Below are 12661 nucleotides of genomic sequence, written 5' to 3' on the forward strand. Positions count from 1 at the left end.
TTTTATTTAGTAACGAATAAATTACTTTTTATAGGTCCATTAATAGAACTACAGCACCATATGGACTCAAATTTAATTGGTTTTCTTGCAGAATGTTGCCATCGTTGGTCAATGCAACTGTGTAGGGCTGTGCTGTTAAATCTTCAAGTGTAATCGTTTGTTTGTTCTCTGACATATTGCAACACACGATTGCTTTACTGGATTTCCAAATCCGTTCATAACAATAGGTTTCCAAATTGGTTTCCAACAACCTAAAGTCACCTTCGATAAATACAGTCTTCTGCTTTAATCTCAATACTGCTCTATAGTAATGCAATATGCTGTTCGCGTCTGACTCTTGATCCATTACATTGTATTTTTCTTCATGGTTCACGCCACTCCATGGGCGATGCGTTGAGAATCCAGCATAGTTCGAGTCATCCCATTGCATTACTCCACGACTGACATCTTTACTTCGTGCATTCAACTGCTCTAAGGCAAATTCTTTTGGATACCCTAAATCAAGTGCTTGTTGATAAAAAATATCCGCCCCGGGTAATGAAAACTGGTCGATATTTTTGATCTCTAAGTTTTTCATCCCAATTTCTTCACCATTTAACAAAAACGGAATGCCTTTTTGCAGATACATTAATGTGGCCAACATTTTACTACTCTTATCACGATAATCTTCAACGTCACCAAAACGTGATACTGCTCGTGCCATATCATGATTATTCCAATACAAAACTGGTCCGCCAATTGCAGCTAATCCCTTTTGCCATTCGGACATGGTTTGTTTGAATTTTTCGAGATCTAATTTTCCATGTTGCAGGCTTAATGGAAGTCGTTCATCTTTTGACTCTTCTATTTCTGGAAAATACCGGAAGGTTATCACACTATCGCACACTTCATCTGCTGGATCTGTGTATTTTTTTGCTAATTCAAGACTTGCTGATGCCGCTTCACCGACTAAAAAAACATCGGGATGATTTTTTCGAATGCGTTGACTAAACTCTTTCATGTAGTCAATGACTTTTGGTAGATTAGCATAATAATTTTCTGCCAATACAATTTCATCTTTACTAGCTGTGCCAACATCTGGAAATCCATTTTCTTTTTCTACATGAATAAACGCATCTAACCGTAAGGCATCAATTCCCTTGTTTAACCAGAATTCAGCACAATCAGCCATTGCTAAACGCACTTCAGGATTTTCCCAATTCAAATCAGGCATCTCTTTTGCGAATAAATGAAAGTAAAAAGAACTTCCTTTAGGTTCTTTTTCCCAAACAGACCCGCCAAAAAATGAACCCCAGTTATTTGGTACAGATCGTTGTTCTAACGGATCTTGCCAAATATAATAATCTCGGTATATATTTTCTGGCCCTTTTAAAGCTTCTTGAAACCAAGGGTGTTGATCAGATGTATGATTTAATACAAAATCAAGCATAATCTTTATCCCGCGTTTATGTGCTTCATCAATTAATTTCTCCATATCTGCCATGGTACCAAAATGATCATCAATGGCGTAATAGTTTGCAACATCGTAACCATTGTCAACTTGTGGAGAAACAAAAATGGGGTTCAACCAAATCATATTCACTCCTAACGACTGAATGTAATTCAATCGTTGAATGATTCCTTTTAAATCACCGATTCCATCACCATCTGTATCTTGAAAACTTTTAGGGTAAATTTGGTACACAACTGTATTTTCCCACCATTTATCCTGCATGAAGAACATACCACCTTTGACTTTGCTAAATTCCTTTTTCAATTATTAGCTTACAGAATTTAGAAAGCACTTACAATAAAAAGTGCATTGTTACCGGTAACAACTTCTTTAGTTGGAAATTATTCTTTTTTTGCTGTTTCGTCAGCTAATAGATCTTCATACATAAAAACGACCGTCCCATATGGAGCAAATGTAATGGCATCCTTATCGATAGCATTGCCTTCATTTTGTAAAATAACTTTCCAACCAAGTGTTGAAACACCTTCTTCTTGCAGGTGTTCTTGTGTGTCCGTTAAATTACAACAGACAATTGCCCGTTGCCCATCATAGTTTCGTTCATAAATGTATAATGTATCTTTTGTCTCATGTAATCTGAATGATCCTTTTGTAAAAATAGCTGTTTTTTTTAATTTTAAAAGCTTTTTATAATAGGCTAAGATACTGTTTGAATCTCTTTCTTGTTCCGCCACATTGTATTTTTCTTCCACATTTACACCGCTCCAAGGTTTAGTTGATGAAAACCCAGCGTACTCAGAGTTATCCCATTGCATAGCTCCTCGACTAACATCACGTCCAGTATGGTTCAGCTCGTTTAAGATGTGTTCTTCAGAATACCCTAGTTGTTTTGCTTTTTCATAAAAAGATACAGCGCCTGGTGTATCAAATTGTGCACGGTCACTATAATGTAAATTCCGCATCCCAATCTCTTCTCCGTTATAGATAAACGGTATCCCTTTTTGAAGATACATTAACGTTGCCAACATTTTGCTGCTATTATCCCTGTGTTCCTTTAAATTTCCATAGCGAGATAACGCCCGTGCCATATCATGATTGTTCCAGTATAAAATTGGGCCGCCGTACGGATCCATTTTATTTTGCCACTCATTCATGACTCTTTTGAATGCCTTTTTATCCAATCGCCCTGATTGCATATTAAAAGGTAACCGAGGATCTTTCATTGACTCATCTTCAGGAAAAATTAAAAAGGAGATAATGGCATCGCACATATTATTAGCAGGATCTGTATACTCAAATGCTAAATCAACATTCGCTGAAGCTGCTTCTCCTAAGATAAATATATCTTCTTTAACTTCATGCAAATCCATTGATAATTTTTGAACGTAATTTTTTATATTGGGTAGAAATGCATTTATTTTTTGAGCAGATACCAATTCCCGACCATTTTCCATTTCCACTTGAAAAAAATCATCGGCTTTATCCATATGAATAAATGCATCTAACCGAAAGCCATCCACTCCATGATCCAACCAAAATTTTCCTACATCAAAAATCGCTTTCTCCACTTCTGGATTGTCCCAATTTAAATCTGGCATTTCTTTTTTAAATAAATGAAAATAGTACTGGTCACCAGCAGGTTCCTTTTCCCAGACTGAACCCCCAAAAACAGAGACCCAATTATTTGGCAAATGACCACCTTTTCGCGCATCTTCCCAAATGTAAAAATCACGATAAGGGTTTTCTGGGCCTTTTAAGGCTTCTTGAAACCAAATATGTTGGTCAGAAGTATGATTGACAACCAAATCAAAAATAATTTTCATGTTGCGTTTATGTGCTTCTTCGATTAATTCCACTGCATCCTCAACGGTTCCAAAAATCGGATCAATCGTGTAATAGTCAGAGACATCATACCCATTATCGACTTGTGGTGAAGTAAAAATGGGGTTGAGCCAAATAGCTGTCACACCTAATTGCTGAATGTAGTCTAAACGGCTGATGATTCCCTTAAGATCTCCTACACCATTATCATTTGTGTCCTTAAAACTTCTTGGATATACTTGATAAACGATTGCTTCATTCCACCAATTATTCTCTTGCACTCCTACCACTCCTCTATAAATGGATAACTGCTTATAGTAATTATTGTATGTATTCATAAAAAGGATTGCCACTTTAATGATTGTAGATTATTCTAGTGTCCTCCAATGAGATTAGTTTCTTTCATTTGCTTTAACTTAAATTTAAAACTAAACGAAGCAGAATCATATGCTGAGGCTTTCTAATAATTCCCTTAAAAATCAGGATCTTTCTAGATTTCAAATGCTAAAAGTGTTACTCTTTCAGTAATTGCAACAGGCGTAACTGCCTAGTAGAAAGAGGTATAATGATGACGAGTATTAGTGTTGCTGGTAAAACTGTGGATACATGGGAAAAAGAAATCCCCCAATTAGAAGATCTTCTTTCTTTAAAAGAAATCTTTTGGATCAACGAAGCTAAAATTCCATTTGAAGAAGCTTCGTCCTTAGTTCCCTATACAAAAGATGATGTGAATGATGCTGAAGAACGCTTAAACCGTTTTGCAGCCTACTTAAGGATTGATTTTCCAGAAACCGAAGTATCCAATGGAATCATTGAATCTCCTTTGTCTTCCATTCCTTCTATGAAAGAATACCTTGAAACAGTTTATCATTCTTCTATTCCAGGAACTTTTTTATTAAAACGAGACGATACACTACCGATTGCTGGAACCATAAAAGCAAGAGGAGCCATTTATGAAGTATTGAAGCATGCAGAAAATCTAGCGTTAGAACATGGTCTGATTACCAGTTATACAGATGATTATGCCTTATTTGCAAGTGAGCCGTTCAAAGCGTTCTTTTCAAATTATAAAATCGCGGTAGGTACTACTGGAAATCTGGGAATCAGCGTAGGTACTGTCGGTGCTAAGTTAGGCTTTGACGTCACGGTACACATGTCCGTGGAAGCAAAGCAATGGAAAAAAGATTTATTGCGTTTTCGTGGAGTTACGGTTATTGAACATGAGTCTGACTTTACAAATGCCGTAGAAAAAGGACGTCAGCAATCTAATTTAGATCCGATGAGTTATTACGTCGATGATGAACATTCAATTGAATTGTTTTTAGGCTATACAGTTGCTGCTAATCGGTTACAAAAACAATTGATTCAAGAAAACATTCTGGTAGACGAAAATCATCCTTTATTTGTTTACTTACCATGTGGCATTGGTGGCTCACCAGGCGGTATCACTTTCGGATTGAAGCAAATTTATGGAGACAATGTTCATTGTTTTTTTGCAGAGCCTACACACGTTCCTTCTATGACAGTAGGGTTAATGACTCAAAAATATGATGAAGTATCTGTTAAAGATTTTGGCTTAGATGGTTTGACCGTAGCCGATGGACTAGCTGTACCTCGTACATCAAAACTAGTTGCTAGTATTATGAAACATTTTTTTAGCGGTTCTTATACTATTGATGACTTTGAAACAAACCGTTTACTAAGTGCTCTTATTGATAAAGAAAAAATCTATTTAGAACCCGCAGCTTTAGCAGGCGTTCCAGGCGCTTTAAGATTATGCCAATCTGAAGAAGGCAAAAGATATTTAGAAAAACATGAACTATCAGATAAAATGGATCAAGCTACACATATTGCTTGGGCAACAGGCGGCAGTATGGTCCCTAAAGAAGATATGGATCAATTTTACGAAACAGGTTTGCTCTCTCAAACGACTGAAAAAATTATTTAAAAGGAATTCTCCTGATAATAATACAAAAAACGCCAGAAGTTTTTTTACTTCTGGCGTTTTTTTAGATTATGCATATTTAGTTAGAAAAATCGGATTTGAATGTCGAGTAGAAACTCTCTATGGTATATTTCTTAAGGAAATTCGAATTAAAATGTCGAATAGTAGCTCTTTAGTCACTATTTCTTAAAGAGATTCGAGCGACAATGTCGAGTAGGGACCTTCTAGCGTATATTTCTTAAATAGAATCATATGAGAATGTCGAGTAGATACCTACTAGTCTCTTTTTTTTAAGAAATATCAAATGAGAATGTCGAGTAGAAGCCACCTACTCACTATTTCCTAAAAAAATTCAGAGAAGAATGTCGGATAGAGGCTTTCGCTAGTTCTAACGCAAAGTAAATGGCCCTATATTATTTGGTGAATAAATTTTTCACTCCAAATAGTATAGGACCATTATTAATTACTACACAAAAACCTTCAATGAATGCGGGACCGCTTCAAGTTCAAGTGGGAAGGCTATCCCCTTATCGCCATCAACAGTACATTTGGTTTCTTTATCTTCTAATAAACGAATCGTTGCTTTTTTAAACGAACGGTGTTCCAGTTGATCTTTTGTGTAATCTGTATCTTGAAATAATTCTGGCACTAAACTTAATTTTTCTTTTACTGTTGTCTCTTTCAAGGTTACTAAATGGAGAGCTCCATCATCAACCTCTGCTTCAGGAATAACAGTGCCTACTCCACCAACAAAATTGCTCATAGCAATCAAAAGCATACTGTAGTCAGCTATCCATTTGTCTCCATCAATATCTAGTTCGAAGGTATACGTTTCATCATTCTTCAATGCTTTTATTCCTTCAATCAAATAAGCAAAAACGCCGAATTTTGTTTTCATATCTACATCTACTTCTTGAACCGATTCAGGTATAGGACCAACCGAAGTCGAACTGATAAAATAACGGTTATTCACTTTTCCCACATCGATTTTCTTAATGCTCAACTGTTTTAATGAGTCAATAGCTTTTTCTGGATCCATTGGTAGACCTATAGCTCGAGCCACATTATTGACAGTCCCAGTTGGAATAATGCCTAATACTGTTTCAGATTCATGGAGCATTAATCCATTCACTACCTCGCTAACTGTCCCATCTCCACCCATTGCAAAAACAGCATCATATTTTCTTAAAGCTGCTTCTTCCGCAAACTCTTTGGCATCTCCTGATTTTTTTGTTTTTTTGATAACAAATTCAGAATAATTCGTTTCAAATTGTCTTTTCAATTTATCTGTATAATTTTCTGCCTTTTCTCCACCCGAAGAAGGATTTACGATAATCATAGCTTTAGTCATATTCAAACTTCTTTCTTAATGAATTTTTTTTAATTTAAAAAAAGGTTATTTTTGCATAGTTGTTCCTCTAACAATTAATTCTGGAGTAAAAAAAAGTTCTCCTTGAGGTGCATTTTTTTGTTCAATCTTATTTAACACCATTTTAGCACAAGCTTCTCCCATTTGAATAACGGGTTGTTTTACTGTAGTCAATTGTGGAAAAGCAATCTGATCTAAAAAAACGCCGTCATATCCAATAATGCCAAAATCAGCAGGTATGCTTCCACCCATATTGATAATTCCTCTTTGGATTCCAATTGCTAATCGATCTGAGCTGCAAATAAAGAGTGTATTGGGTTTGAATTTATTCCAGTTTTCTCTAATAAACTCTGCAGCATAACGCGAACGATTTTCAAAACGATGAATTTCTGGCAGGCGTTTATTTTTTTGAAGAGTAACTATATATCCACTCTCACGTGAATATTCAAAGGGTTCTTTTACATCCATCCCAATAAAAATAATGTTCTCATACCCTAAATCAATGCCGTATTGTGTTGCTTTCGCAATTCCTTCTTTATTGTTCGAATCAACAAAATCGTAACCATGTCGATTTTCACCAAATAAAACAACGGGTTTTGTTGCACCGCTTATCCAATTGTAATCACTCTCACGCATACCGCAAATAATGTATCCATCACATGCGCCTATATCAAAATTGTTTTTAGTAACCAATTGTAAAGAATAATGACGATTGTCTAGTTCCCGCGCAATACCGGTTAACAAATGCATATAATAAGGTTCCGTTGTGTCCATTTCTTCAAGGATAAATAATTTTATGATTTGTGTACGGTTATTAACCAATGCTTTTGCTGCAACATTTGGACGATAGTTAAGTTCTTCCATTGCTTCAAAAACAAGTTCTTTTAATTCATCAGTCACTTGTTCGGGATGGTTGATCACTCTGGATACCGTCATTTTTGATACATTCGCCTTTTTTGCAACATCATTAAGTGTAGTCATACCGTTTCCTTTCTCTTACCTAGTCTCATACCTATTTGTATAATCTATTTGTATCTTACATTGTAAAGCTAATAGTATAGAGAATTTATTTTTGTGTCAATGTTCCCTTAATAATCTTTAATCTTACGCAAAATAAAAAAGCACCAAAAGGTGTTTTTTTATTTATCCTAATTACTTACAATTTTTCATTTCCCTCTAATTTCAATTGACATTCAGGACAAATACCGTAAATTTCTAATCGATGTCTCTTAACCTTAAAACCAGTCAGAGTAGTCGTTACGTCACCAATATCCTCTAGTCCTGGATAATAAAGGTCTTCGATTCTTCCACATTCTTCACAAATGGCATGATAATGCTGTGCAGAAGTAAAATCAAAACGACTTGAAGCGTCTCCATAATTCATTTCATCTACAAAACCTACTTTAGTAAATAATCGTAAATTGTTATAAACGGTTGCCACACTCATATTAGGAAATCTTGCTGCTAAAGCCTGATAAATTTCATCCGCGGTCGGATGATTATCATTCTCGATTAAATATTCCAAAATACCATAACGCTGTGGAGTAATGCGTATATGCGCGCGTTTTAATTTCTCAATCGAATGAGCTACTAAATGATTTGAGGTCATAATTCTCCCCCTTTCAAATTTAATAAATAAAAAACTTTCATTGCTTATATTTTTCATAATGATTACTTAATAGTGATTATTATCTTATAATAACTGTATTATACTTTAATGATAACTTTTCTATCTTAACTTTGCAAATAAATCCTTTTATCCGCTGCCAAGGGAAATATTGCACTTCTATGGTAGGAGCATTACAATAGAAATGATTTTACTTTTAAGGAGGCAATTATTTTATGTTAAACCATACTCAAAGCGATCGGTTAGCTCGTGAAGCCAATCAAGTTATTGTTGGAGGAGTGAATAGTCCGAGCCGCTCATTTAAAGGCGTTGGTGGAGGAAATCCGGTCACCATGGCGCGCGGGGATGGCGCCTATTTATATGATGTTGATGGCAATCGCTATATTGACTATTTAGCAGCTTTTGGACCGATTATAACAGGATTCAATCATCCTCATATTGCAAAAGCAATAAAAAGAGCTGCAGATACAGGTGTGTTATTTGGTACACCTTCTGAACATGAAGTGACTTTTGCAAAAATGTTAACCACTGCTATTCCTTCAATGGATAAAGTACGTTTTACAAATTCTGGAACTGAAGCCGTTATGACAACCGTTCGTGTTGCTCGTGCGTACACAAATCGTGAATTGATTGTTAAATTTACCGGTCAGTACCATGGTCATTTTGATCTCGTTCTCGTTGAGGCTGGTAGCGGTCCTTCTACACTAGGTACGACAGATTCCGGTGGAGTAACAGTAGGTACATCAAAAGAAGTGATCACTGTACCTTACAATGATATTGAATCTTACAAAGCAGTTATGGAAAAATTAGGAGACAAAGTCGCAGCTGTTTTAGTGGAACCAATCGTCGGAAATTTTGGTATGGTAGCCCCTAAACCTGGATTTTTAGAAGCCGTCAATGAAATCACTCATGAACATGGAGCCTTAGTTATCTATGATGAAGTTATCACCAACTTCCGTTTCCATTACGGTGCCGCTCAAGATATGTTGGGTGTTATTCCTGACTTAACAGCATTTGGAAAATCCATTGGTGGAGGATTGCCAATTGGTGCATACGGTGGACCAACACGTATCATGGATACTGTAGCTCCTCTTGGGCCTGCCTATCAAGCTGGTACAATGTCTGGAAACCCACTTTCTATGCAAGCTGGAATTGCTTGTTTAGAAGTTTTACAAGAACCTGGAATCTATGAAAGAATGGCTGACTTTGCTATTCAATTAAAAGATGCTCTTCTTGCGGCTGGTAAAAAATATAACATCCCAACAGTTGTGAACCAAATTGGTGGGTCATTAACCGTCTATTTCTCGGATCATCCAATTGAAGATTATGCAGATGCAAAAAATACGGACTCCGAACGTTTTGGAAGGTTTTTTAAATCCATGTTGGATGAAGGTATCAATCTTGCACCAAGTAAATATGAGGCGTGGTTTTTAACCATTATGCATACGCAAGAAGACATTGATGAAACTAAAAAAGCGATTGATAAAGCTTTTTCCAAACTTTCTTAAAAGCACAGCTGATTGTTATACTATTATCTTAATTTTCAAACTATTCACTATAAATTCTTTGCTTATTGACTCTAAGTAGCTTATCATACAAGTATAACTATCAATAAAACGGAGTGAAACTATTTTATGAGAATTGGAGCAAGAACGCTCAAAACAGGAATAGCTGTTGCGCTTGCATTAGCTATTCCTGCATTATTAAACTTTCCATCTGGCAGTGTTTTAGCTGCTATATCAGCTATTTTCGCATTGCAGCCTTCAGTCAAACGATCCATCAATACCCTTAAAGATCGCATTATCGCCAACTTGATCGGTGCTTTAGTTGCTATATGCATCACATTAACTTTAGGCAACCATTTTTTCGTTGTGGGTCTAGCCGCTTGTCTATTGATTGCTATTTTAAATCAGATGAATCTTAGCAGTGTGATTGGTTTAGCTACCGTAACGTTGATTGTGATTATGGAAACTACTGAAGATAATTTTATTCTTTATGCCACTATACGAGTTGCAGCTACCATTATGGGAGTTTTTATCGCTTTCTTGGTGAACACCATTTTGTTCCCTCCAAAGTATGAAGAAAAATTGTATCACGTTACCGACTACTCAACGACTGAAATCATGAAGTTTTTACGTGCAAGTGTTCGAAAAAACAGTCAATACCCTATTCTAAAAAAAGATTTAAAATGGATTAAGTCAGAGCTCAATCGGATGGATGTCTATCTTTCATTATTCAAAGATGAAGGAGTGACTACGAGGAAAAAAGACCGCATTCAAAAAATGCGTAAGGTAGTAGTTTACAGACAAATCATTGCAACAACAAGAGAAGCTTATAATTTGTCTTACACGTTTCATAAATATGAAAATTCATTTAATCATTTCCCAAAAGATTTGCGTATTTTGATACGAGAACGTCTGGAGACTTTACTCACAGCCCATGAACAAATTCTGTTGAAATTTAACGGTCGTGTTTCACCAGATAGTGTAAACTTTATTGCGTATAAAGCCCCGCTCAGAAAAGAATTTATGCAGTCCTTCTTTGATGAAGCAAGTTTGGAAGAATACTTGCACGATGACTATGGTCAAAGTAATGCGGTTATTCATATTATGTCCAGTATTTTAAAATATGAGGAATATTTAGAGCATTTAAATATTTTAATCAGCAGCTATAAAGGAAACGATTGGAATCCAGATACAGACATCTCTAACATTGAACATATTGAACAATAAAAATAGTAAAAAAAGCAGTTGAGCATATACGCTCAACTGCTTTTTAAATACATTAATTAAATTCCGCTGGTAGTATCTCTCTTTTGATTTAAAGCTTCTTCGAATAAAGTACGGTATACAGCAGTTCCTTCATCATTCAATGATTTGCCATTCTCTGTTAAAGTATTCTCCAACGAAATCCCGTCAGCCTCAAGTTTTTCAAGGTAACTATCATGAAGATTAAACCCTAGCCATTCATTAGATTCAACTGTTGATACCATTTCATTTAAATAGGAAATATAATCAAGTGTTCTTGAATTAGTGTTTCCTTTTTCACTGCTGCTTGGATTAGGAGACACAAAGACAATCAAAGCTTCAGGCAAGACATCTTTTATTGCAGCGTAATTCATTTCTAAATAATCACTTGAATCAGTTAAAGCGATGTCTAATTCTTGATCAGCATAAGGTGTCAATTGAAAAAACACAACATCTGGATTTGTTTGAGCAAGATCCGTTACTTTATTTTCGCTGATTAATTGATAAGAATTGTAGTCGGTATAAGGCAAATGATTGACTTTTATAGTGCTGCCAATCTGGTCTTTTATGTATGCATCTATTTCAGAAACCCATGGCTCTTCTTGAGCTATATCTCCATAAAAACTAATTGAAACTTCATCTTTTAATAAACCGACATACTTCAAGTATTCTAGTACAGAGAGCTCATTACGACTTTCTTCATAACCAGCAATCTGTGCAGTTACATCTTCTTTCGTTACTTCTTCTGTTTTTTGATCCGTTTGTTCAGCAACTGACATTAATTGTTCTTGCTGTTTTTTTGAGTAGCTCATGCCAAAAAAAACAACTCCTCCAGCTAAAATGACTAGTAAAAAAATAATAAACCCACTTTTTTTAGACACCTTTTTCACTCCTTATTGATACTTGATTTTTTCTGGAATAATTTCATTTGTTATTGAACCCTTAATTATTTTACCATACATTTATTCAAAGCCACTATACATTTTCACTAAAATAGTAAAGAGGCTCCAATATGTTGGAACCTCTTTACTATTTTTCTATCTATCTTAGAGAAATTACTGTCATCTTATCCTGTAAAAGGTCATTGCTTATGTGATAACTGTTGATAGCGTTTATACCATATGTCAACATAATCTTGTGAAAAAGGACCTTTTTCTTCGTTGATCCAATCCACTAAAATTTTCACGTTTTCTTTTAAAATATGGTCAATATCATCAGGATAATTCCACTTTATGCTATGATCTTCATACTCATCTACATCCAATAAGCGTTTTTCGCCATCTGGAAAGACTTTGATATCTAAATCATAATCAATATACTTCAGGCCTTCTTCATCTAATGCATAAGGCGAAGCGAGATTGCAATAGTAAGAAACACCATTATCTCTTATCATTGCAATGATATTGAACCAATAATGCTTATGAAAATAAACAATTGCTGGTTCTCGCGTTAGCCATCTTCGGCCATCCGATTCCGTTACAAGAGTATGATCATTCACTCCTATTAACGATTGATCACTTGTCTTAAGTACCATGGTATCTCTCCAAGTGCGATGCAAACTGCCATCATGTTTATAGCTTTGGATTGTGATGTATTCTCCTTCTTTTGGAATATGCATCCCTAACCCAACTTTCTTTTTCTCACATAAAAATCGTAAGAATTTAGTAAATAATAAACCAGAGAGTGAATGAACACTCGACTC

At 35.5% G+C, this 12661-nt stretch carries 10 protein-coding genes; 3 read left to right on the forward strand and 7 right to left on the reverse strand.

Translation table 11 applies throughout. The features are described from left to right. Positions 1-28: 28 nt before the first annotated feature. Positions 29-1714, reverse strand: coding sequence for an alpha-glucosidase (locus tag ABS916_RS10130; RefSeq protein WP_350451774.1), 1686 nt, complete (start codon positions 1712-1714; stop codon positions 29-31). 119 nt (positions 1715-1833) lie between these two features. After that, on the reverse strand, positions 1834-3552 hold the full coding sequence (locus ABS916_RS10135) for an alpha-glucosidase (protein WP_350451775.1): 1719 nt from the start codon (positions 3550-3552) through the stop codon (positions 1834-1836). A gap of 287 nt (positions 3553-3839) precedes the next feature. On the opposite strand from ABS916_RS10135, the gene dsdA reads away from it, so the two are divergent. Continuing rightward, entirely contained in the window at positions 3840-5219 is a 1380-nt protein-coding gene (gene dsdA / locus ABS916_RS10140; RefSeq protein WP_350451776.1) for a D-serine ammonia-lyase, read from the forward strand. Positions 5220-5682: 463 nt separating this feature from the next. Here the strand turns inward: dsdA and ABS916_RS10145 are convergent, their stop codons facing one another. The 3 genes from ABS916_RS10145 to ABS916_RS10155 form a co-directional block, all read right to left on the reverse strand. Beyond that, positions 5683-6567, reverse strand: coding sequence for a diacylglycerol/lipid kinase family protein (locus ABS916_RS10145; RefSeq protein WP_350451777.1), 885 nt, complete (start codon positions 6565-6567; stop codon positions 5683-5685). Between the two features lie 45 nt (positions 6568-6612). Then, positions 6613-7566, reverse strand: a complete 954-nt coding sequence (locus ABS916_RS10150; protein ID WP_350451778.1) for a LacI family DNA-binding transcriptional regulator — start codon at positions 7564-7566, stop codon at positions 6613-6615. A gap of 175 nt (positions 7567-7741) precedes the next feature. Then, positions 7742-8194 carry a Fur family transcriptional regulator gene (locus ABS916_RS10155; RefSeq protein ID WP_350451779.1) on the reverse strand — a complete coding sequence of 151 codons (453 nt, stop codon included), beginning with the start codon at positions 8192-8194 and terminating at the stop codon, positions 7742-7744. A gap of 233 nt (positions 8195-8427) precedes the next feature. On the opposite strand from ABS916_RS10155, the gene ABS916_RS10160 reads away from it, so the two are divergent. Together ABS916_RS10160 and ABS916_RS10165 are read left to right on the forward strand one after the other, a co-directional pair. After that, the gene (locus ABS916_RS10160; RefSeq protein ID WP_350451780.1) at positions 8428-9720 is read left to right on the forward strand and encodes a glutamate-1-semialdehyde 2,1-aminomutase; all 1293 of its coding nucleotides are present in this window, start codon (positions 8428-8430) and stop codon (positions 9718-9720) included. 126 nt (positions 9721-9846) lie between these two features. Beyond that, positions 9847-10944 (forward strand): FUSC family protein, encoded by a 1098-nt coding sequence (locus tag ABS916_RS10165; protein ID WP_350451781.1) that lies wholly within the window; start codon positions 9847-9849, stop codon positions 10942-10944. A 56-nt stretch (positions 10945-11000) separates the two neighbouring features. Here ABS916_RS10165 and ABS916_RS10170 read toward each other — a convergent pair whose 3' ends face one another. Both ABS916_RS10170 and ntdP read right to left on the reverse strand, forming a co-directional pair. Next, positions 11001-11840 carry a hypothetical protein gene (locus tag ABS916_RS10170; RefSeq protein ID WP_350451782.1) on the reverse strand — a complete coding sequence of 280 codons (840 nt, stop codon included), beginning with the start codon at positions 11838-11840 and terminating at the stop codon, positions 11001-11003. A gap of 200 nt (positions 11841-12040) precedes the next feature. Then, positions 12041-12577: a nucleoside tri-diphosphate phosphatase gene (ntdP, locus tag ABS916_RS10175; protein WP_013711011.1), complete on the reverse strand. Its 537-nt coding sequence runs from the start codon at positions 12575-12577 to the stop codon at positions 12041-12043. Between the last annotated feature and the right edge of the window lie 84 nt (positions 12578-12661).

Origin of the sequence: Carnobacterium sp., assembly GCF_040274945.1 — a bacterium.
Taxonomy (GTDB): domain Bacteria; phylum Bacillota; class Bacilli; order Lactobacillales; family Carnobacteriaceae; genus Carnobacterium_B.

Excerpts from the sequence above, each read along its gene's own strand:
- ABS916_RS10155 (WP_350451779.1), bottom strand. The coding sequence starts at position 8,194 with ATGACCTCAAATCATTTAGTAGCTCATTCGATTGAGAAATTAAAACGC.
- ABS916_RS10150 (WP_350451778.1), bottom strand. The coding sequence starts at position 7,566 with ATGACTACACTTAATGATGTTGCAAAAAAGGCGAATGTATCAAAAATG.
- ABS916_RS10145 (WP_350451777.1), bottom strand. The coding sequence starts at position 6,567 with ATGACTAAAGCTATGATTATCGTAAATCCTTCTTCGGGTGGAGAAAAG.
- ABS916_RS10130 (WP_350451774.1), bottom strand. The coding sequence starts at position 1,714 with ATGCAGGATAAATGGTGGGAAAATACAGTTGTGTACCAAATTTACCCT.
- ABS916_RS10165 (WP_350451781.1), top strand. The coding sequence starts at position 9,847 with ATGAGAATTGGAGCAAGAACGCTCAAAACAGGAATAGCTGTTGCGCTT.
- dsdA (WP_350451776.1), top strand. The coding sequence starts at position 3,840 with ATGACGAGTATTAGTGTTGCTGGTAAAACTGTGGATACATGGGAAAAA.
- ABS916_RS10160 (WP_350451780.1), top strand. The coding sequence starts at position 8,428 with ATGTTAAACCATACTCAAAGCGATCGGTTAGCTCGTGAAGCCAATCAA.
- ntdP (WP_013711011.1), bottom strand. The coding sequence starts at position 12,577 with ATGCATATTCCAAAAGAAGGAGAATACATCACAATCCAAAGCTATAAA.